Genomic DNA, 21,396 nt, shown 5'->3' on the forward strand with positions numbered 1-21,396 from the left:
GGCGGGGCGTCAGCGGCTGTCGCTGCCGCCCGAGGCGTCCGCGGCCTCGATGGCCGCGCGGCCCGCCTCCAGCCGCGCCACGGGGATGCGGAACGGCGAGCAGGACACGTAGTCGAGGCCCACCTCGTGGCAGAAGTGCACCGAGTCGGGGTCGCCGCCGTGCTCGCCGCAGATGCCGAGCTTGAGGCCGGGGCGCGCCCGGCGGCCCTCCTCGGCGGCGATGCGCACGAGCCTGCCGACGCCCTCGCGGTCGAGGGTCTCGAACGGCGACACCCCGAAGATTCCGAGATCCAGGTAGCGGGAGAAGAACGCCGCCTCGACGTCGTCGCGGGAGAAGCCCCAGGTCGTCTGGGTGAGGTCGTTGGTGCCGAAGGAGAAGAACTCGGCGGCCTCGGCGATCTGCCCGGCCGTCAGCGCCGCCCGGGGCAGCTCGATCATCGTGCCGATCAGCGCCGGCACGTCCACCCCGCTCGACTCCCGGACCGCGGCGAGGATGCCGCGCGCCTCGTCCCGGACGGCCTCCAGCTCCTGGACCGCGCCGACCAGCGGGATCATGATCTCCGGGCGCGGGTCGCCGCCCGCCCTCCTGCGCGCCGCCGCGGCCTCGGCGATCGCGCGCACCTGCATGCCGAAAAGACCGGGAATCACCAAACCGAGCCGCACGCCGCGCAGGCCCAGCATAGGGTTCTGCTCGTGCAGTCGGTTGACTGCTTCGAGCAGTCTCCGGTCCTTGGCGTCCGCTTCGTCGCCCGCGAGCGCGACCCTGACCGACAGCTCGGTGATGTCGGGGAGGAACTCGTGCAGCGGCGGGTCGATGAGCCGGATGGTGACGGGCAGCCCGTCCATCGCCTCGAAGATGCCCTCGAAGTCGCTCTTCTGGAGCGGCTCCAGGGCGTCCAGCGCGGCCTGCCGCCCGTCGTCGTCCTCGGCGAGGATGAGCTTCTCGACGAGCTGCCGCCGGTCGCCGAGGAACATGTGCTCGGTGCGGCACAGTCCGATCCCGGCGGCGCCGAACCGGCGGGCCCGGGCGGAGTCCTGCGGGTTGTCGGAGTTCGCGCGGACCTTCAGCGCGGCCCGCGCGTCGGCGTGCTCCATGACGCGGTGCACGGCCTTGACCAGGTCGCCACCCTCCTCGGTCGAGAGCTGCCCCTCGAAGTAGCGGACGACGGGCGAGTCCTCGACGGGCACCTCGCCGAGGTAGACCTCGCCGGAGGACCCGTCGATCGAGATGACGTCGCCCTCCCTGACCGTGATCCCGCCGGGCGCGGTGAAGCTGCCGCCCTTGACGTCGACGTCGAGCTCTTCGGCGCCGCAGACGCACGTCCTGCCCATGCCGCGGGCGACGACCGCGGCGTGCGAGGTCTTGCCGCCGCGGGAGGTCAGGACGCCCCTGGCCGCGACCATGCCGGCGAGGTCGTCGGGGTTGGTCTCGCGGCGGACCAGGATCACCTGCTCGCCCCGCCCGGCCAGCTCCACGGCGCGCTCGGAGGTGAACACGGCCTTGCCGACGGCCGCGCCCGGCGAGGCGTTCATGCCCTTGGTGATCTTCCGGACGCCGTCCACCCGGTCGGTGAAGCGGGGGAACATGAGCTGGGCCAGCTGGTCGCCGGTGACGCGGCGGGCGGCCTCGTCCAGGTCGATGAGCCCCTGGTCGAGCAGCTGGCAGGCGATCCGGAACGCCGCGCCGGCGGTCCGCTTGCCGACCCGGGTCTGCAGCATCCAGAGCTTCCCGCGCTCGATCGTGAACTCGATGTCGCACATGTCGCGGTAGTGGTTCTCCAGCGTCTCCATGATTTCGAGAAGCCGGTCGTAGGACGCCTTGTCGATGCGCTCCAGCTCCGTCAGCGCGACGGTGTTGCGGATGCCGGCGACGACGTCCTCGCCCTGGGCGTTCTGCAGGTAGTCGCCGTAGACGCCCTGCTGCCCGGTCGCGGGGTCGCGGGTGAAGGCCACGCCCGTCCCCGAGTCCAGGCCCATGTTGCCGAAGACCATCGAGCAGATGTTGACGGCCGTGCCGAGGTCGACGGGGATGCGCTCCTGCCGCCGGTAGAGGATGGCGCGGGGCGCGTTCCAGGAGCTGAACACCGCCTCGACGGCCAGGTCCATCTGCTCGCGCGGGTCGGTCGGGAACTCGCGGCCCGCCTTCTCCCGTACGATGACCTTGAACCGGTCGACGAGCTCCCTGAGGTCCCCGGCGGTCAGGTCCCCGTCGTCGTCGCTGCCCCGGGCCCGTTTGACGTCCTCGACGGCGTCCTCGAACAGGTCGCCGTCGATGTCCATGACGGTCCTGCCGAACATCTGGATCAACCGGCGGTAGGAGTCCCACGCGAACCGCTCGTCGCCCGCCTGCGTGGCGAGGCCGTGCACGGACTCGTCGTTCAACCCGACGTTGAGGACGGTCTCCATCATGCCCGGCATGCTGAACTTGGCGCCGGACCGCACGCTGACCAGGAGAGGGTCGTCGCTCTGGCCGAGCTTCTTGCCCATCGTGGACTCCAGGTCGGCCAGGTGCCGGTTCACCTCGTCCGCCAGGCCGTCGGGCAGGCTCCCGTGCTCGAGGTAGTGCCGGCATGCCTCCGCGGTGATCGTGAACCCCGGCGGCACGGGCAGCCCGAGATTGGTCATCTCGGCCAGGTTGGCGCCCTTGCCCCCCAGGAGATCCTTGAGGTCCTTGTTTCCCTCAGTGAAGTCGTACACGAACTTCCGCACGGGGAGCTCCTTCTCGCTCCGGTTCCACCCAGTGGCAGTTCCGGATCCGCCTCCGCGGGGCGCGCGGCATCGCATCACCCCAGGCGGCGGCGGGTCCGCTGCCCTGTTTGCCGGGACTGTACCCGCGAACTCGGGACTTGCTCGGCGCCCGGTGCGCCGAGGGGAGTTATCCCAGCTCAGACTGCGGATAGTGGTCTATTCCAATAGGGAGACCAGCGACACACCGCAATAAACCGCACTCCCCGGGCGTCCCATCCCCGGGGAGGCGGCCCGTACCCAAGACATGCCCATCGCGCGGGAGAGGGAATGATGAATCAAGGAGGTGACGTTGTGAGGCCGAAGGTCGCCGGCGGCCGGGCGGGAGATCCGTTCGCCCCCATCGCCGATTTCGGGTTCCTGTCCGACTGCGAGACGACGGCCCTGGTGGCGCCCAGCGGCAACATCGAGTGGATGTGCCTGCCCAGGATGGACTCGCCCAGCGTTTTCGGCTCCATCCTGGACCGCGACGCCGGATACTTCCGGGTCGGCCCGGCGGGCGTGGAGGTGCCCGCCGCGCAGCGCTACATCCCGGGGACCATGGTGATGGAGACCACCTGGTGGGTGCACGGCGGCTGGCTCGTGGTGACGGACGCGCTGCTCATGGGCCCCTGGCACCACGAGACGGAACGTTCCTACACGCACCGCAGGGCGCCCACCGACTACGACGCCGACCACGTCCTGCTGCGGATGGTCCGGTGCGTGAACGGGCAGGTGCAGGTCCGGCTCGACTGCATGCCCGTGTTCGACTACGGGCAGACGCCGGCGCGCTGGGAGCACACCGGCTCCGGGTACCACGAGGCCGCCGCCCGCGGAAACGGCGTCGGCCTGCGGCTCACCACCGACATGAACGTCGGGTTCGAGGGGTCGCTCGCCACGTCCCGGACGCTGCTGAAGCAGGGCGAGTCCCGGTTCGTGGCGCTGTCCTGGAGCGAGCACGCGGCGCCCTCGTCGTGGGAGGAGGCGCAGGACCGGCTCGTCTGGACCGTCCACCACTGGCAGCACTGGCTGGACCGGGGCCGCTTCCCCGACCACCCGTGGCGCAGCCACCTGCAGCGCAGCGCGCTGACCCTGAAGGGCCTGACGTTCGCCCCGTCGGGCGCGGTCGCGGCCGCGGCGACGACGTCGCTGCCGGAGGCGCCGGGCGGCGACCGGAACTGGGACTACCGCTACACCTGGATCCGCGACTCCACGATGGCCCTCTGGGCGTTCTACACGCTCGGCTACGACTGGGAGGCCAACGACTTCTTCTACTTCATCACCGACGTCGCCGAGGCCGCCGAGGGCAAGCTGCAGATCATGTACGGGCTGGACGGGCGCGAGGAGCTGCCCGAGTCCACGCTCGACCACCTCACGGGCTACGACAACGCCCGCCCGGTGCGCATCGGCAACGAGGCGTACATGCAGGCGCAGCACGACGTGTGGGGCGCGATCATCGGCTCCATCTACCTGTTCGTGCGCAAGCGGGACCGGCTCGACGACCGGCTGTGGAAGATCGTCGTCAAGCAGGTCGAGGACGCCCTCGCCAACTGGCGGACGCCCGACTGCGGCATGTGGGAGGTGCGCGGCGAGCCGCAGCACTTCACCTCCTCCAAGGTGTTCTGCTGGGTCGCGGCCGACCGCGGGGCGCGGCTCGCCCGCATCCGCGGCGACCAGGAGCGGGCGCGCCGCTGGCAGGCCGCGGCGGACGAGATCCACGCCGACGTGCTCGCCAACGCGCTGGACGAGCGCGGCGTCTTCACCGCCCACTACGGCGCGACGGCCCTGGACGCCTCGGCGCTGCTGATCCCGCTGCTCGGCTTCCTGCCCGCCGACGACAAGCGCGTCCGGGAGACCGTCCTCGCCATCGCCGACGAGCTCTCGGAGGACGACCTCGTCCTGCGCTACCGGGCGGCGGAGACCGACGACGGGTTCGAGTCGGACGAGGGCACCTTCACCATCTGCTCCTTCTGGCTGGTCAGCACCCTGGTGATGGTCGGCGAGCTGGAGCGGGCCCGCGCCCTGTGCGAGAAGCTGCTGTCCTACGCGAGCCCGCTGCAGCTGTACGCCGAGGAGATCGACCCCCACACCGGCCGGCACCTCGGCAACTTCCCCCAGGCGTTCACCCACCTGGCGCTGATCAACGCCGTCATGCAGGTGATCAGGGCGGAGAACCCCACGGACCAGCCGCCCCTCGCCTGACCCCCGGACCCGTGGCCGGACCTGCCCCGGCCACGGGATTCCTTGATCGCATCCCGGCGACGCCCCCGACCCCCGACCCCCGACCCCCGACCCAGCGATCCAGACGTCCACTGCCTGATCACGGGGAGGGATGGACGCCCAAGCGATCCTCCATGCCGGAGAAGCGACGCCCCTGCCGCCGCCGCTCGGTGCGCGACGGCGGCCGGGGGTCAGACGACTGCGCCTGAGTAGCCGGGGGTGCGGCGGGCGGGTCTGGATTTCTGCCTGTGCTGGGGTGGCGGTGTCTTGGTGCGGCGCTCCAGGACGACGGCCAGCGGCGTCGCGGTGAAGACGCTGGAGTAGGTGCCGACGACGATCCCGATGAGGAGCGCGATGGCGAAGTCCGTCAGGGAGTCGCCGCCGAGGACGGCCAGCGCCGCCAGGATGAACAGGGCGCCCACGCCGGTGTTGATCGTCCGCGGGACGGTCTGCAGGGTGCCCCGGTTCGCGATGTCGGCGAAGCGGCCCCCGGGGTTCGCCGCCCACATCTCGCGGACGCGGTCGAACACCACGACCGAGTCGTTCACCGAGTAGCCGATGATCGTGAGCAGCGCGGCGAGGAAGACGCCGTCGATCGGCTTGCCCAGCCAGGCGAAGATCCCGGTGACGATCGCGATGTCGTGGAACATGGCGATCACCGAACCCGCCGCGAACGTCCAGCGGAACCGGATCGTCAGGTAGGCGAGCTGGGCCAGCAGGGCCACGCCGAGGGCGATGAGGGCCTTGGTCCGCAGCTCGTCGCCGAGGCTGGGGCCGATCAGCTCGTCGCGCTGCTTGGCGGCGCCGCCGCCCTCCTTCGCGAGGGCGTCCTCGATGCGCTTCTCCTCCGCGTTGCTCAGGTCGGCCGTCCGGACCGAGATGTCGTCCTCTCCCGAGGTCTGGACGACGGCGCGCGGGAACCCGGCATCGGCGACGGCGGCGCGGGCGGTGTCGATGTCGACGTGCCGGGAGGTGGAGTACTCGACCAGGCGGCCGCCGGTGAACTCCACGCCGAAGTTCAGGCCGCGGGCGAAGATCCCCGTGACGGCGAGGACGACGGCGAGCGCGGAGACGCCCAGCCACAGGCGGCTGCGCCCCATCAGGTCGGGGCCGCTCTCCTCCAGCCACCGCCGGATGCGGCCGGAGCCGCCGATGCCGCCCGCCCTGCCCTTGCTGAGCCGGGGCATGCGCGCGGCGGCCGCGTCGGTGAGGACCCGGCTCAGCAGCATCGCCGAGACGAGGGAGCCCAGCACGCCGATGATCAGCGTGACGCCGAAGCCCCGCACCGGCCCGGAGGCCAGGAAGAACAGCAGGCCGGCGGCCAGCACGGTGGTGGCGGCCGAGTCTGCGATCGCCGACCACGCCTTGCCGTATCCGACGGCCAGCGCCGTCCGCGCGCTGCGGCCCGGCGCCGCGGCGCGCTCCTCTCTCGCGCGTTCGAAGGCCAGCACGTTGGCGTCGATCGCCATGCCGATGGCCAGGACGAACCCGGCGAGCCCCGGCAGCGTCAGGGTGGCGCCGATCGCGACGAGGGCGCCGTAGGAGATCAGCGCGTACCCGGCGAGCGCGACCGTGGCGAGCAGGCCCGCCAGCCGGTAGACGGCCACGATGAACAGACCGGTGAGGACGATGCCGATGACGGCGGCGCGGGCGCTGGCGTCGATCGCCTCGTCGCCGAGCGTCGGACCGACCACCCGCTGCTCGATGATCTTGACGGGGACGGGCAGCGAGCCGCCCTGGATGAGCGCCGCGAGGTCCTTGGCCTCGGTGGGGCTGAAGTCCCCGGTGATCTGGGTGGAGCCGCCGGTGATGCCGACGCCGCAGGCGACGCTCTCGGTGACCTGCGGCGAGGAGATCACCTTGCCGTCCAGCACGATGGCGACGCGGCGCTCGTCGCCGGCCGCGCAGGCGGCCTTGGCGGTCAGCCGCTCCCAGGTGTCGCCGCCGCCGCCCTTGAACCGGACGTCGACCGCCCAGCCGCCGAGGTTCTGCGGGTCGTAGGAGGCGCCCGCCGAGCCGATCCCGGCGCCGGTGAGCGCCGCGGGGCCGATCAGGATCTGCTGCCCGCTCTCGTCGGGGATCAGTTGCCGCCCCTGCGCCGGCGTGCCGCCGGCGGCCAGCACCGGGTGGGCGGTGAGCTGCGCGGTCTTGCCGATGGCCGCGGCGGCGCGGGTCGGGTCCTGGACGTCCGGCAGCTCGACGATCAGCCGCCGGTCCCCGGACCGGGTGATGGACGACTCGGCGACCCCGAGCGCGTCGACGCGCCGCTGCAGCACCTCGCGGGCGCGGTCGGTGGACTCCCGGTCGGCCTTCACGGCCGGGGAGTCCTGCGTCTGAAGGACGATCTGGGTGCCGCCGCGGAGGTCGAGGCCGAGGCGGGCGGGTTTGGACCAGGCGAAGTAGAACGATGTGGCGAGCACGGCGAACGCCAGTACCGCCCGCACCACGTTGGCGCGAGTCAAGGGAAACCTCCACGCGGGGGCTTCGGCGCGGCACGTCGGCGTGCGGCACCGGGGACAGAGAGCTCAGATCCCTGTGGAGGCGGGCGGGGCGCGCCCGCGCGGGGCGCCCCGCGGAGCGACGTCGGGCGCGACGTGCGCGGAGGCGGCCCGGACGTGGCGTCCGGACGGCGGCCGGACCTCGGCGCCGGACGCGGGGGGCGTCGCGTGCTCGGGCTGGGCGTACGGCGCCGCCGCGCCCGCCGCGTGGAGCGCGGTGGCCGCGATGGCGGTCTGCGTGCGTCCGGCGGTGCGCGTCTTGGTGGCGGCCCGGGTGCGGGCGGGCCCCTGGAGCGCCGCCCCGATCCGGACGCCGGAGATCGTGCCGGTGGCGGGCGCGCTGCCCTGCACGCCACCGCCGGCGGGCATGCCCGCGCCGACCGGTCCGGCGACGAAGCCGAGGAGGCCGAGCACGACGACGAGCAGCCGCGCGACGGGCCGCCGGAGGGCCGGATGGTGCGCGTCGCCCATTCCGACCTCCTCCCCCGGGATCGCCCGCGGGTCGCTCGCCCCGCCCGTTCCCGCCAACCTAGCCCACGTTCGCGGGGCCGGCGCCGCCGTCCGGGCTCAGCAGGGGATTCCCGCGAATGCGTGCCCGTCAAGGCGGGCGTGCGTGACAAAGACCTTGCCCGCCCCCGGCCGTACGGGCTTACCAGCGGACACCGGCGGGTGTCCCGATCCGGCCAGGCCGCAGTCGGCCGCCCGCCATTGCCCGCGCCCATTATGCGAATTACTTTCGCGTATGCCCACCCCGAACCGGACAGAGGAGTCTCCGGTGGCACGAATCAGACAGACCGCGATCGTCGGGACCGCCGCACTGGCCGTCCTCGCCGCGGGGGTCGCCCCCGCGTACGCCGCGGGCACGACCATCCGCAAGGGCTCGGCCACGGCCGCCGCCTACTCCGGCAGAGTGCAGGCCTCACTGCTCGGCACCGCCACGGTCAGCAGCTCGCTCGGCAGCGGCTCCTGCAGCCAGTCGACGATGACCGGCTCCATCAACTCCGACGGCAGCGCGCTGAACGTCAGCGCCGCCACCTTCACCGGCGCCGGCGGCGGCGCCTGCAGCGGCAGCACCAGCGCGACGATCACCTCGCAGAACCTGCCGTGGACGGGCGGCAACGTCACCTTCGACGCCGGCCACACCGGCGGCCGGGACGCCACCGTCACGATCGCCAACTTCAGGGTGAAGGCCGTGATCAACCTCCTCGGCGGCATCACCTGCGTGTTCGGCGGCAACCTCACCGCCAACGGCTACAACGGCAACAACGCCTCGCGGCCGGTCACCAGCAGCGGCGAAGCGCAGGTCGGCGTGCAGAACGCCACGGTCAGCAAGCAGTCGGGCAGCAGCTTCCTCTGCCCGTCCACCGCCGGCGTCACCGCCACGTACGCGCTGCGCGGCGAGACCGTCGCCGGATCCGGCACCTTCAACCAGTCCCTCTACGTCACCAGCTGACCGGAGGCCGGCACGGAGCTCCCAAGGAGGCGCCAAGGCCTCCCACGACGTGCTCCCGGAAAGGGACGGGCCGCCCCCGATGCGGGGGCGGCCCGTCACGCCGTCACCGGGGCGTCGCCCGGAGCCGGGTCAGCAGCCGACGAGCTGCGCGGCGAGGAACGACTCGACCTGGCTGAGCGCGATGCGCTCCTGGCTCATCGAGTCGCGCTCCCGGACGGTCACCGCGTCGTCCTCCAGGGTGTCGAAGTCGACGGTGACGCAGAACGGGGTGCCGATCTCGTCCTGGCGGCGGTAGCGGCGGCCGATGGCCCCGGCGTCGTCGAAGTCGACGTTCCAGTTTCGGCGCAGCTGCGCGGCGAGGTCGCGGGCCTTCGGGGACAGGTCGGCGTTGCGCGAGAGCGGCAGCACCGCGACCTTGACCGGGGCGAGCCGCCGGTCGAGCCGCATGACGGCGCGCTTCTCCATCTTGCCCTTGGCGTTCGGCGCCTCGTCCTCGGTGTAGGCGTCCATCATGAAGGTGAGCGTGCAGCGGTCGACGCCCGCCGCGGGCTCGATCACGTACGGGGTGAACCGCTCGCCGGACTCCTGGTCGAAGAACGACAGGTCGGCGCCGGACGCCTTGGAGTGCGTCGTCAGGTCGTAGTCGGTGCGGTTGGCGATGCCCTCCAGCTCGCCCCACTCGCTGCCGACGAAGTCGAAGCGGTACTCCACGTCGACGGTGCGCTTGGAGTAGTGCGACAGCTTCTCCTGCGGGTGCTCGAACAGCCGCAGGTTCTCCTTGCTGATGCCGAGGTCGACGTACCACTGCATGCGCTCGTCGATCCAGTACTGGTGCCAGTCCTCGTCGCTGCCCGGCTTGACGAAGAACTCCATCTCCATCTGCTCGAACTCGCGGGTCCGGAAGATGAAGTTGCCGGGCGTGATCTCGTTGCGGAACGACTTGCCGACCTGGCCGATGCCGAACGGCACCTTGCGGCGCGCGGACTGCTGGACGTTCAGGTAGTTGATGAAGATGCCCTGCGCGGTCTCGGGACGCAGGTAGGCCAGGCCCGACTCGTCCTCGACGGGGCCGAGGTAGGTCTTGAGGAGGCCGTTGAACATCTTCGGCTCGGTGAACGAGCCCTTCACGCCGCAGTTCGGGCACGAGATGTCGGCGAGGCCGTTCGCGGGCGGGCGGCCGTGCTTCTCCTCGTAGGCCTCCTCCAGGTGGTCGACCCGGAAGCGCTTGTGGCAGGACTGGCACTCGGTGAGCGGGTCGACGAACGCCTGGACGTGGCCGCTGGCCTCCCAGACCTCGCGCGCCAGGATGACGCACGAGTCGAGGCCGACGACGTCGTCGCGGCCCTGCACCATCGACTTCCACCACTGGCGCTTGACGTTGTTCTTCAGCTCGACGCCGAGGGGGCCGTAGTCCCAGGAGGCGCGGAGACCGCCGTAGATCTCGCTCGACGGGTAGACCAGGCCCCGCCGCTTGGCGAGGTTGACGATCGTGTCCAGCACATCGGAACGGCGTGCCATGAGAGATTCTCCATCCGGCTGGCGGTCGGCGGGAACAGTGAGTGCCCCGGTCCCGCGGCGACGGCGGGCGGCGGGCGAGTGTGATCCCCGGTGATGTGCTCCGGCGCGGTCACCGCCGCCGCCGGAGAGTGCCCCCAGCTTAGGGCACCGGGGCCCCTGGGCCGGAACTAGTAAACGCGCCCGTCGGCGATGTCGCAGTCGATGTTCAGGGTCACCCCGCCGTGGGTCTCCCGGTGCCCGCCGCGGTACTGCTTGACGCGGCGGTGCGGCGACCACCAGGCGTCCGGCAGGAACGGGTCGCCGTACACCTTGGCCCGGCGGTCCCAGTTGGCGAACCAGACGCAGGAGGGCTTGCTGATCGAGGACCGTCCCACGTCGCGGATGCCGGACTTGACACTGCTGTAGAGGCACGGCTCGTAGCCCTCGGTCTTCAGCCGGTTGACCCATTTGTCGACGAACCGGAGGACGGCGGCCCTGCATGCGCTCTTCCTGTGGTCGTAGGCCTCCATGTCGTAGTAGAGCGGCTTGCCGGCCGGGATGCCGAGCGCCCTGGCCCTGCGGGCCGCGTCCACGGCGGCCCGGGTGCCCTGCCAGGAGGCGCTCTTGGCGGTGAAGCGCTGCGGACGGCTGCCGCACGGGGCCTGGAGGCCCACGTAGGTGGCGGTGAGGCGGTAGCCCATGGCGCGTACCTGCCTCACCCACGACGCGGTGAGGTTCGGCTGGGCGCATCCGCGCGACGCTCCGCCGATGTAGATGTTGGTGACCTTGAACGAAGGCCGCCAGGCCCTCATGGTCGCCAGGGACGGGGCCGTGCAGGTGTCGAACCCTTTTCCGCGCGCCCAGGAGCGCTCCAGCGCCGTCCCCTGGGCGGCCGCCGGGCTCTGGGCGGCCGGCGGGCTCTCGGCGGGCGCCGGGCCGCCGGTCGGCACCGGGCCCCCGCTGGGCGCCGGTCCCGCGGCCGGCGCCGTCGCCCCGACCGCCGCGGAGGGAACGGCGGTCGCCACCCGGCGGACGTCCGGCTCGGACGGAGCGGCGGACCGCCGGCCGGACAGCCGGATGCCCCGCAGGATCCGCTGGAGCAGCCCCGGATCCCTGCCGTACACGCCGGTGATCGTGACCCCGGCCTCGGGAAGGGTGAGCCGCGTCTCGTGGTCGGCGGTCCGCGGCACGGTCAGCGAGGCGAGCTTGTCGGCGTGCACGACGGTCCGCGCGGTCCGCCCGCCCCCCGCGGGCTGGATGTGGAGGGCCTCGGTGCGGCCGACGGCGCGGGCCGGGCAGTCCGGCTGCGGGCCGGGACGGCCGAGGTAGACCGCGTGCCGGTCGTAGCGGACGCACCGGGACGGATGCCGGTCGAGCCGGTACACCTCCCAGCCGGCCGGGACGGGGACGCGCAGCCCTCGGTACTCGACCACGCGGCCGTGCGGGCTCCCCGCGCTCCCGGCAGGCCCCGTCAGGGAGAGCGAGGCGGCCTGATGGGCCGCGGGCCGCGCGGGGGCCGTCCCGGCGACGGTGATGGCGGCGGCGACGGCCGCCGCGCCGGACGACACGCTGAACAGGACGGCATGGCGCATCACAGCTCCCCCGCAGGCCACGGCATGATCATGTGCGGCAAGGATGACCTTGACGGAGGCGCCGAAACCGGGATGGGCCGCTTCTTGACCGCCGATTGCCCACATTCTGACCAGGCCCGCGGCCCGGGCGGCCGCTCAGGCGGAGGCGACCACCTCGTAGGCGCCGGGCTCGTCCACGGCGAGGGCGGCGAGCGGCATGAACCGGAGCCGCACCTCGTAGGCGCCGAGCGCGCGGCGGTAGTGCCCGGCGCCGTCCCACTCGGTGACCAGGGCCCACAGGCCGGGGTCGTCGACGGTCCGGGCGAGGCGGCCGGAGCGGAAGCCGGTGCTCGCGGCCAGCGCCGCCAGCACCGCGGTCATGCCCTCGGCGAAGCCGCCGGACTCCTCGTCCGGCACCCGGTACCGGGTTATCGCGATCATCCGTCCATCCTGGCAGTACGTTGGGCGTGTGGAGACGAGAGGTGAGCGCGCGAGGGGGCTGCGGGCGGCCGTCGAGCGGCGCAGCGCGGCGCCGGTGGTGTTCCTGCACCGGATGCCGCGGTGGGTCCTGCTGGTCGCCGTGTTCGTGCTGCTGGTGATCGGCATGGCCGGGACCGGCTGGGCGGCCGCGGCCGGGCTGCTGGTGCTCGCCGCCGCGCTCGGCTGGTTCGCCTACCTGAACTGGCCCTCGCTGGACGGCTCGGGAAGGATCCTGCGCCTCGCCGCGCTGGCGGTCCTGGTGGGATTCGCCCTGGGACGCGGCATCGGTCGGTTTTGACAACCGTTTTCATCTTCGTCCATAATCGCGACGTGCCCCCTCTCCGCGCAGCCCTGCGAACCGCGCCGGCGGCGCTCGCCCTGGCCGGGCTCGCGGCCGGCCTGACGGCCTGCGCCGACGCGGGCGCGGACGTCCCGCCCGGCAGGACCTCGGTGGTCGCGTCCTTCTACCCGATGGCCTGGCTCGCCGGGAAGGTCGGCGGCGGCGACGTGTTCGTCCGGACGCTCACCAGGCCCGGGACCGAGCCGCACGACCTGGAGCTGACGGCGCGGCAGGTCGCGAACGTCCAGGACGCCGACTACGCCGTCTACGTCAAGGGCGTCCAGCCCGCCGTGGACGACGCGGTCCGCAGGCACGCGAAGGGCGGGTCGCTCGACGCCGCGAGCATCGTGCCGAGGCTTCCCCCGCCCGGCGAGACCGACGAGGAAGAGGCCCACGACGGGATACGGCACCGCGAGGCGTCCTACGACCCGCACATCTGGCTCGACCCGAGCCGGATGGCGACCGTGGCCACCGCGCTGGGCGAGCGGCTGGCCGCCGCCGACCCCGGCCGCGCGTCCGGCTACCGGGAGCGCGCCCGGGCCACCGCACAGGCGCTGACCGGCCTCGACCGCGAGTTCCAGGACGGCCTGCGCTCCTGCGCGCGCCGGGAGATCGTGACCGCGCACGCCGCGTTCGGCTACCTCGCGGACCGCTACCGGCTCCGGCAGATCCCGGTCGCCGGCGTGGACCCGTCCGGCGAGCCGTCCCCCAAACGGCTGGCGGGGCTGGCGCGGCTCGTCTCCTCCACCGGCGCGACGACGGTCTTCACCGAGACCCTCGCCAGTTCCAGGGTGGCGGGCAGCCTGGCGCGGGAGGCGGGCGTGCGCACGGCCGTCCTCGATCCGGCCGAGGGCGTCGCGGACGGGGCGTCCGGCGACTACTTGACGATCATGCGACAGAACCTGCGGACCCTGCGGCCCGCGCTGGAGTGCTCATGAACGGGGACCTCCCATGACCGGGAAGACTGCCCCGCCGTTCGCGATGACCGGCGGCCTCGTCCGGCGGGACGGCCGCGCGGTGCTCGCGGACGTCGACCTGCGGGTGGAGGCCGGCGACGTGCTCGCCGTCCTCGGCCCGAACGGGGCGGGCAAGTCCACGCTCGTCAAGGCGCTGCTCGGGCTCGTCCCGCTGGCCGCCGGCCGGACGGAGATCTTCGGCGAGCCGCCCGCGCGGTTCCGCGACTGGAGGCGGATCGGGTACGTGCCGCAGCGGCTGCCGATGGGCGGCGGCGTGCCGGCGACGGTCCGCGAGGTCGTGGCGTCCGGCCGGGTGGCCCGGCGGTCGCGCTGGCGGCCCGCGCCGCTCGCCGACCGGGCGGCCGACCGCGCCGCCGTCGAACGCGCCCTGGACACGGTCGGGCTCACCGGGCGGGCCCGCGACTCGGCGCACCTGCTGTCGGGCGGCCAGCAGCAGCGGGTGCTCATCGCCCGCGCCCTCGCCGGCGAGCCCGACGCGTTCGTGATGGACGAGCCGACCGCCGGCGTGGACGCGGGCAGCCAGGCGGCGCTCGCGTCGGCGCTGCACGGGCTGGCCCGCGCCGGGCGCACGGTCGTCCTCGTCGCGCACGAGCTCGGGCCGATGGAGCCGCTCGTCACCCGCACGGTCGAACTCGGGCACGGCCGCGTCGTCCGCGCGACCCGGCAGTCCCTCGAAAGGCCGGCGTGAGCGAGATGCTGCAGTACGACTTCATGCGCGTCGCCCTGGTGATGGCGGTGCTCATCGGGCTGACCGCCCCCGCGGTGGGGACGTTCGTCGTCCAGCGCAGGCTGTCCCTGCTCGGCGACGGCATCGGCCACATCGCGCTGACCGGCATCGGGCTGGGGCTGCTCACCAGCACCTCCCCCGTCCTCGGCGCGCTGGTGGTGTCGGTGCTCGGCGCCGTCGCGATCGAGGTCCTGCGGGCGCGCAGCCGCAGCGGCGCGGACGTCGTGCTCGCCCTGCTGTTCTACGGCGGGCTGGCGGGCGGGGTCATCCTGACGAGCGTCGACGGCGGCGGCTCGGCGGGCCTGCAGTCCTACCTGTTCGGCTCGATCAGCAGCGTGACCGTGAACGACCTGTACGTCGTCGCGGGGCTCGCCGCCGTCGTGCTGGCGATCATCGCGCTGTTCGGCCGCGAGCTGTTCCTGCTCTGCCAGGACGAGGAGGTCGCGCGGGCGGCAGGGCTGCCCGTCCGGTTCCTCAGCGTGCTGATCGCCGCGACCGCCGCGGTCACGGTGGTGATCTCGATGCGCGCGATCGGGCTGCTGCTCGTCAGCGCGCTGATGGTCGTACCGGTGGCGGCGGCGCAGCAGCTCACGCGGGGATTCTGGAGCACGATGCTGGCGGCGATGGGGATCGGTGTACTGTCGGCCGTGGCGGGCCTGGCGGGTTCCTTCCAGTACGATCTTCCCCCGGGCCCCTCGATCGTGTTGCTGGCGCTCGCGGTGTTCGTGGCCGCGGTCGCCGGGGGCTCGGTGGTGCGCCGCAGGCGCTCCCGCGCCGCGGCCGGAGCCGTTACCGCGGGGGGCGCCGGGCCCGGCGCCCCGCCGCGCGTGGATGCCGAGGCGGAGGTGCTCAGGGGATGACGACGGCCCGCCGGGACGCGGTACGGCAGGTGCTGGCCGGCTGCGAGGGGTTCCGCAGCGCCCAGGACATCTACGCCGACCTGCGCGCCGACGGTTCCAAGATCGGCCTCACCACCGTCTACCGGGCGCTGCAGGCGCTCAGCGACGCGGGCGAGGTCGACGTGCTGCGCACCGACGAGGGCGAGGCCGTGTACCGCGCCTGCCGCACCGAGCAGCACCACCACCACCTGGTCTGCCGCGACTGCGGCCGGACGGTCGAGGTCGAGGGCCCGGCCGTGGAGCGCTGGGCCGACACGATCGCCGCCGAGCACGGCTTCGTCGACATCACCCACACCGTCGAGGTCTTCGGGACGTGCGCGAACTGCGCCGCGAAGCCGTCCTGAGGCCCGAAACCCCCCGCGCCCGCGTGCCCGCCGGTCGGAAGCCGCCCCTGAACTCGGACAGAGCCGGTAATTCACACGCACCGTAGGCGTTTCTTGTCAAATTGCTACATCTACTTCCCAGTAGCCCTATGTCATAAATGTCCCGTCGCCACGGCGGGCCCGACGGAGGGTCCTCGGGGGAGCGTGGCGCCCGCACGAGAGGGCGTTCATGACAAGACGGGCGTTCACCAGCCGAAGGATCACGCTCCTGGCCTCGGCGACGTTGCTCGCGTCGGCCGCCACCGCGCTCCCCGCCTCCGCGCGGCAGCCGGCGTCCCCACCGGGTCCGCGCGCCGCCGCCGAGCACGCGCTCCGGGCGCTTACCGGCCGCGGCGCCGAGGTGCGCGGCGGCGACGGGCAGGCGTTCCAGGTGGTCGGGGTCGGCATCGACCGCGACGGCACCTCGCACACCCGCATGACCCGCACCTACAACGGCCTCCGCGTCCTCGGCGGCGACGTCGTCGTCCACGAGACGGCGGCCGGGGCGTGGCGCGGCACCAGCCTCACCCTCGCCAAGGCGCCGTCGGACTCCAGCCCGGAGGTCTCCGCCGCGACCGCGCAGAAGCGCGCCGTCACCAAGAGCCGCAAGGCCGACGGCTCCCCCGCGCTCGTCGTGGAATCCCGCACCGCCGACCACGCGCCGCGCCTCGCCTGGCGCGTCCAGACCGTCGGGAAGAAGGCCGACGGGACGCCCAGCCGCGTCTTCACCTCCGTGGACGCCGCGACCGGCAAGGTGCTGCTGAGCGAGGAGACGATCCTCACCGAGGCGGGCGACGGCAGGTCTCTCTACACCGGAACGGTCCCGCTCCAGACGACGCTGTCCGGCAGCACCTACCAGCTGAAGGACCCGACCCGCGGCAACACCTACACCGGTGACGCCCAGAACGACACCGACCTCTGCTTCCTCAGCTGGTGCTTCCACCGGGCCCCCGCCACGCTGTTCACCGACGCCGACAACCACTGGGGCAGCGGCACGACGTCCGACCGCGCCACCGTCGCCGTGGACGCCCAGTTCGGCACCAACGAGACCTGGGACTTCTACAAGAACGTCTTCGGCCGCACCGGCATCGCGGGCGACGGCAAGGGGTCCTACAACCGCGTCCACTACGGCAGCGGCTACGCCAACGCCTTCTGGGACGACTCGTGCTTCTGCATGACCTACGGCGACGGTGACGGCAGCCAGCTCGGCCCGCTCACGTCCCTGGACGTGGCCGCGCACGAGATGAGCCACGGCGTCACCAGCTCCACCGCGAACCTCACCTACAGCGGGGAGTCCGGCGGGCTGAACGAGGCGACGTCCGACATCATGGCCGCCGCCGTCGAGTTCTACGCCAACAACTCGGGCGACGTCGGCGACTACCTGGTGGGCGAGGAGGTCGTCCTGCCCGGCTTCGGCAAGCCCGCGCTGCGCTTCATGGACAAGCCCAGCAGGGACGGCAGCTCCGCCGACTCCTGGTCGACCGGCACCAAGAACCTCGACGTGCACTACTCCTCGGGCGTCGCCAACCACTTCTTCTACCTGCTGTCCGAGGGCAGCGGCGCGAAGACGATCAACGGCGTCTCCTACAACAGCCCCACGTCCAACGGCTCCACGGTCACCGGCATCGGCCGGGACGCCGCCACGAAGATCTGGTACCGGGCGCTGACCACGTACATGACGTCCTCGACCAACTACGCGGGCGCGCGCACCGCGACGCTGAACGCGGCCAAGGACCTCTACGGCGCGGGCAGCACCCAGTACAACACCGTGGCCGCGGCCTGGTCCGCGGTGAACGTCGGCTAGCACGGATCCGCAGGCGGCACGCCCCGCGCCGGCCACCGGCGCGGGGCGTTCCCGCGGTTCGGGTGATCGACCGGTCGCGCCATGGTGAAGAATCGGGGCATGGCTACGACACGCACCGCGAACGCGCACTGGGAAGGCTCTCTCCTGGAGGGGCAGGGGACCGTCTCCCTGGACTCCTCGAAGCTCGGCACCTACGACGTGACCTGGGCGTCGCGCTCGGAGGAGCCGGGCGGCCGGACGAGCCCGGAGGAGCTCATCGCCGCCGCGCACTCCACCTGCTACTCGATGGCGCTCTCGCACGGCCTCGCCGGCGCCGGCACCCCGCCGGAGAAGGTGGACACCAAGGCCGAGGTCACCTTCCAGCCGGGCGAGGGCATCACCGGCATCCACCTGACCGTCCGGGCCAGCGTCCCCGGCCTGTCCGCGTCCGACTTCGAGAAGGCCGCCCAGACCGCCAAGGAGGGCTGCCCCGTCAGCAAGGCGCTGGCCGGTACCAAGATCACCCTGGACGCCGCTCTCGTCTGAGGCAGTGCCCTCCTCCTTCGGGCCTTGAAGGCCCTCCATCGTCGGGCACTGCGTGCGATCGCTGCATCGCTCCGGCTCGCCTGGCGGCTCGCTGCGCGATCAGTTTCTTGCTTCGCTCGAAACTGCCTTCGGACGCGATCGCGACGGTTGAGGTCGTCGCGGGGTTGCGGCGGTGGCTGGGCGATCACATGTGGTTGGCGGGGGTGGGGCGGGCGTCTAGGCGCCCGCCCCACCCCCACCACGACGAACGCACTCAGGCGCCCCCAGGCGCCTGACCCAGGCCGACCGCATTGGGCACAGCCCCGCCGTAGCGGCGGTCGCGGGAGGCGTAGAGCTCGCAGGCGTGCCACAGGTGCCGGCGGTCGAAGTCCGGCCAGAGCGTGTCGAGGAACACCATCTCCGCGTACGCCGACTGCCAGAGCAGGAAGTTGGACGTGCGCTGCTCCCCCGAGGAGCGCAGGAACAGGTCGACGTCGGGGATGCCGGGCTCGTCCAGGTAGCGGGCGAAGACCTTCTCGTTGATCTTGCCGGGGTCGAGCCGGCCGTCCCGCACGTCCCGGGCGATCGCCGCGGCCGCGTCGACGATCTCGGCGCGGCCCCCGTAGTTCACGCAGAACTGCAGGGTGAGGACGTCGTTGTCGCGAGTCATCTCCTCGGCCGTCTCCAGCTCCTTGATGACGCTGCGCCACAGCCGGGGCCGCCGGCCGGCCCAGCGCACCCGCACGCCCATCGAGTGGAGCTGGTCGCGGCGGCGGCGGATCACGTCCCGGTTGAAGCCCATGAGGAAGCGCACCTCGTCGGGCGAGCGCTTCCAGTTCTCGGTGGAGAACGCGTACGCCGACAGGTAGGGGACGCCGAGCTCGATCGCGCCCATGATCACGTCGAAGAGCGAGTCCTCGCCGCGCTTGTGGCCCTCGGTGCGCGGCAGGCCGCGCTCCTTGGCCCAGCGGCCGTTGCCGTCCATGACGATGGCGATGTGCCGCGGTACCAGGTCCGCGGGGATCGGGGGCGGGGTGGCGCCGTCCCGGTGCGGTTCCGGAGGCGATACGGCCCTGCTCAAACTCTCTCCCTATCGGTGTCGTCGTCGCGCGTCTCGCGCTCCACATGGCGCAGGGAACGGATCCCGTGCTCCAGATGCCACTGCAGGTAGGCGGCCACCAGGCCGCTGGTCTCCGTCCGGTGGCGCTGCTCGCTGCCGTCCGCGTACTCCCAGTCGCCGCGCAGCAGCGCCAGCATCAGCCCGAACGTCGGCGGCGCCGGGGTCGCGGCGCCCGGCTGGCGGCAGCCGGCGCACACCGCGCCGCCCGCCGCGATGGCGAACCCGCGCAGCCCGCCGCGGTTGCCGCACCGGCAGCACTCGTCGAGCGCGGGCGCCCAGCCGGCGACCGACAGCGAGCGCAGCAGGTAGGCGTCCAGGACGAGCCGGGGGTCGTGGGTCCGCTCGGCGAGCGTGCGCAGCCCGCCGACCAGCAGCAGGAACTGCCGCAGCGCGGGCTCGCCCTCCTCGCTGGTGAGCTTCTCCGCGGTCTCCAGCATCGCCGTCCCCGCCGTGTAGCGGGGGTAGTCGGTGACCAGCGCCTCCCCGTACGGGCGCAACGTCTCGGCCTGCGTGATCAGGTCGAGGGAGCGCCGCTCGTACAGCTGGAGGTCCACGTGCGTGAACGGCTCCAGCCGGGCGCCGAACCGGGATCTGGTCTTGCGGACCCCCTTCGCCGCGGCGCGGATGCGGCCGGTCCGCCGGGTCAGCACCGTCACGATGCGATCGGCCTCGCCCAGCTTCTGGGTGCGCAGGACGATGCCTTCGTCGCGGTACAGGGTCACCCGTTCATTCTGACGCACCCCGCCCGATGCCTCGGTGCCCCGGGGGCATCTGCCCAGGATCTTCACAAGTCACACCAGTGACCCCGCTGCGCCGCAAGACGAACACACAATGTGACCGGATTCGGCCGTAGCGGTCCCCCGAAAGTCATGGCTGGAACCACGGGCACCTGGCAGCGTTGTGGCATGAGATGCCACATCGTGCCACCGCACATGCTGGAACGGATCGCCCGCGAAGCCGAGGACCCGGCCATACGCGGCCGGGCCCGCCGTACGCTGGCGCTCACCTCCGCCCAGTTCACCGAGCGGCGGACGGCCGCGGCCGCGGCCCCCTCCCCCTCCGAGGACTTCATCCCCGACCGGACGATCAACGACGCCGAGCACCGCGAGGACCTGCCCGGCCGCACCGTGCGGGCGGAGGGAGCCCCGGCCACCGGCGACCGGGCCGCCGACCGGGCCTACGACTGGCTGGGAACGACCTTCGACTTCTTCGAGGCGGCGTACCGGCGCAACTCGATCGACGGGGCGGGCCTTCCCCTGGTCTCGACCGTCCATTACGGCGACAGGTACGACAACGCTTTCTGGAACGGCGAGCAGATGGTGTACGGGGACGGCGACGGCGTCCTGTTCACCGATTTCACCGTCCCCCTGGACGTCACCGGGCACGAACTCGTCCACGGCGTCACCCAGTACACCGCGAACCTGGAGTACTACGGCCAGTCCGGCGCGCTCAACGAGTCCGTGTCCGACGTGTTCGGCTCGCTCGTCAAGCAATGGCATCTCGACCAGAGTGCCGACCGGGCCGACTGGCTCATCGGGCAGGGGCTGCTCGCACCGGGCGTCAACGGCGTCGCACTCCGCTCCATGAAGGAGCCCGGCACCGCCTATGACGACCCGCAGCTGGGCAAGGACCCGCAGCCCGGCCACATGGACGACTATGTCGACACCTACCGCGACAATGGGGGCGTCCACATCAACTCGGGCATCCCCAACCGCGCCTTCTACCTCGTCGCCGCCGGCATCGGCGGCAACGCCTGGGAGAAGGCCGGCCGCATCTGGTACCAGACGCTCACGGGCGGCTCCCTCGCCGCCGACGTCGGCTTCGCCGGCTTCGCCGCCGCGACGGTCCAGGCCGCGACCGCGCTGTACGGAGCCGAGGCCGTCGAGACCAACGCCGTGAACCGGGCCTGGACGGGGGTAGGCGTCTCCCTGGAGGCGAACGAAACGCAGTGAAAGTGACAGTCGTCCGCAGCGGGGGGTTTGCGGGGATCGAACGGCGCGCCGAGTCCGACAGCGCCAGCGATCCCATGCTGTCCAGGCTCGTCGGCCGCGTCGATCTGAAGAGCGTGCCGCCGCCGGGCCGAATCCCTGACCAGTTCCTGTACGAAATCGACATCGACGGCGACCGGACCACCGTGGGCGAGGCCCAGCTCCACGGCCCCTTGCGAGAGCTGGTCCACCACGTCCTCGGACGTCTCTGACCGCTTCGTCTCGGGTTCAG

The 21,396-nt window shown here is 72.5% G+C and carries 19 protein-coding genes; 11 read left to right on the plus strand and 8 right to left on the minus strand.

What is annotated here, in order from left to right; translation table 11 throughout:
• Nucleotides 1-9 precede the first annotated feature (9 nt).
• A complete protein-coding gene (ppdK, locus tag CHC11_RS16640) occupies nt 10-2,709 on the minus strand; it encodes a pyruvate, phosphate dikinase (protein ID WP_089312663.1) in 2,700 nt (899 codons plus the stop codon).
• A 330-nt stretch (nt 2,710-3,039) separates the two neighbouring features.
• Here ppdK and CHC11_RS16645 point away from each other — a divergent pair, with 330 nt between their 5' ends.
• Nucleotides 3,040-4,926 (plus strand): glycoside hydrolase family 15 protein, encoded by a 1,887-nt coding sequence (locus CHC11_RS16645; protein WP_245919314.1) that lies wholly within the window; start codon nt 3,040-3,042, stop codon nt 4,924-4,926.
• A 209-nt stretch (nt 4,927-5,135) separates the two neighbouring features.
• Here the strand turns inward: CHC11_RS16645 and secD are convergent, their stop codons facing one another.
• Complete coding sequence (gene secD, locus CHC11_RS16650; RefSeq protein WP_089312664.1) at nt 5,136-7,406, minus strand: protein translocase subunit SecD; 2,271 nt, start codon at nt 7,404-7,406, stop codon at nt 5,136-5,138.
• Nucleotides 7,407-7,469: 63 nt separating this feature from the next.
• Nucleotides 7,470-7,913: a hypothetical protein gene (locus tag CHC11_RS16655; RefSeq protein WP_089312665.1), complete on the minus strand. Its 444-nt coding sequence runs from the start codon at nt 7,911-7,913 to the stop codon at nt 7,470-7,472.
• Nucleotides 7,914-8,217: 304 nt separating this feature from the next.
• On the opposite strand from CHC11_RS16655, the gene CHC11_RS16660 reads away from it, so the two are divergent.
• The gene (locus tag CHC11_RS16660; RefSeq protein WP_089312666.1) at nt 8,218-8,895 is read left to right on the plus strand and encodes a hypothetical protein; all 678 of its coding nucleotides are present in this window, start codon (nt 8,218-8,220) and stop codon (nt 8,893-8,895) included.
• 129 nt (nt 8,896-9,024) lie between these two features.
• Here CHC11_RS16660 and CHC11_RS16665 read toward each other — a convergent pair whose 3' ends face one another.
• From CHC11_RS16665 to CHC11_RS16675, 3 genes are all read right to left on the minus strand, one after another.
• Nucleotides 9,025-10,413, minus strand: a complete 1,389-nt coding sequence (locus CHC11_RS16665) for a glycine--tRNA ligase (protein WP_089312667.1) — start codon at nt 10,411-10,413, stop codon at nt 9,025-9,027.
• Between the two features lie 167 nt (nt 10,414-10,580).
• The gene (locus CHC11_RS16670) at nt 10,581-11,984 is read right to left on the minus strand and encodes a DUF1906 domain-containing protein (protein ID WP_089312668.1); all 1,404 of its coding nucleotides are present in this window, start codon (nt 11,982-11,984) and stop codon (nt 10,581-10,583) included.
• A gap of 135 nt (nt 11,985-12,119) precedes the next feature.
• Nucleotides 12,120-12,404, minus strand: coding sequence for an antibiotic biosynthesis monooxygenase family protein (locus CHC11_RS16675; RefSeq protein WP_089312669.1), 285 nt, complete (start codon nt 12,402-12,404; stop codon nt 12,120-12,122).
• A 28-nt stretch (nt 12,405-12,432) separates the two neighbouring features.
• On the opposite strand from CHC11_RS16675, the gene CHC11_RS16680 reads away from it, so the two are divergent.
• The 7 genes from CHC11_RS16680 (at nt 12,433) to CHC11_RS16710 (ending at nt 18,077) form a co-directional block, all read left to right on the plus strand.
• Entirely contained in the window at nt 12,433-12,741 is a 309-nt protein-coding gene (locus tag CHC11_RS16680; protein WP_089312670.1) for a DUF6703 family protein, read from the plus strand.
• Between the two features lie 32 nt (nt 12,742-12,773).
• The gene (locus CHC11_RS16685) at nt 12,774-13,721 is read left to right on the plus strand and encodes a metal ABC transporter substrate-binding protein (RefSeq protein WP_089312671.1); all 948 of its coding nucleotides are present in this window, start codon (nt 12,774-12,776) and stop codon (nt 13,719-13,721) included.
• A gap of 13 nt (nt 13,722-13,734) precedes the next feature.
• Complete coding sequence (locus CHC11_RS16690) at nt 13,735-14,448, plus strand: metal ABC transporter ATP-binding protein (RefSeq protein ID WP_089312672.1); 714 nt, start codon at nt 13,735-13,737, stop codon at nt 14,446-14,448.
• Nucleotides 14,445-15,347, plus strand: coding sequence for a metal ABC transporter permease (locus tag CHC11_RS16695; protein ID WP_089312673.1), 903 nt, complete (start codon nt 14,445-14,447; stop codon nt 15,345-15,347). The genes CHC11_RS16690 and CHC11_RS16695 overlap by 4 nt, the downstream gene beginning before the upstream one ends.
• A complete protein-coding gene (locus tag CHC11_RS16700) occupies nt 15,344-15,730 on the plus strand; it encodes a Fur family transcriptional regulator (protein ID WP_089312674.1) in 387 nt (128 codons plus the stop codon). The genes CHC11_RS16695 and CHC11_RS16700 overlap by 4 nt, the downstream gene beginning before the upstream one ends.
• A gap of 208 nt (nt 15,731-15,938) precedes the next feature.
• A complete protein-coding gene (locus CHC11_RS16705; protein WP_089312675.1) occupies nt 15,939-17,552 on the plus strand; it encodes a M4 family metallopeptidase in 1,614 nt (537 codons plus the stop codon).
• Between the two features lie 99 nt (nt 17,553-17,651).
• Complete coding sequence (locus CHC11_RS16710) at nt 17,652-18,077, plus strand: OsmC family protein (RefSeq protein WP_089312676.1); 426 nt, start codon at nt 17,652-17,654, stop codon at nt 18,075-18,077.
• Between the two features lie 253 nt (nt 18,078-18,330).
• Here CHC11_RS16710 and CHC11_RS16715 read toward each other — a convergent pair whose 3' ends face one another.
• Together CHC11_RS16715 and recO are read right to left on the minus strand one after the other, a co-directional pair.
• Complete coding sequence (locus tag CHC11_RS16715; RefSeq protein WP_089312677.1) at nt 18,331-19,137, minus strand: isoprenyl transferase; 807 nt, start codon at nt 19,135-19,137, stop codon at nt 18,331-18,333.
• Complete coding sequence (gene recO, locus CHC11_RS16720) at nt 19,134-19,898, minus strand: DNA repair protein RecO (RefSeq protein ID WP_089312678.1); 765 nt, start codon at nt 19,896-19,898, stop codon at nt 19,134-19,136. Before recO ends, CHC11_RS16715 begins: the two co-directional genes overlap by 4 nt.
• Nucleotides 19,899-20,108: 210 nt before the next feature.
• Here recO and CHC11_RS16725 point away from each other — a divergent pair, with 210 nt between their 5' ends.
• Complete coding sequence (locus CHC11_RS16725) at nt 20,109-21,128, plus strand: M4 family metallopeptidase (protein WP_245919315.1); 1,020 nt, start codon at nt 20,109-20,111, stop codon at nt 21,126-21,128.
• Nucleotides 21,125-21,376: a protealysin inhibitor emfourin gene (locus CHC11_RS16730; protein ID WP_089312680.1), complete on the plus strand. Its 252-nt coding sequence runs from the start codon at nt 21,125-21,127 to the stop codon at nt 21,374-21,376. Before CHC11_RS16725 ends, CHC11_RS16730 begins: the two co-directional genes overlap by 4 nt.
• Nucleotides 21,377-21,396: the final 20 nt, after the last annotated feature.

Source organism: Actinomadura mexicana (assembly GCF_900188105.1).
Taxonomy (GTDB): Bacteria; Actinomycetota; Actinomycetes; order Streptosporangiales; family Streptosporangiaceae; genus Spirillospora; species Spirillospora mexicana.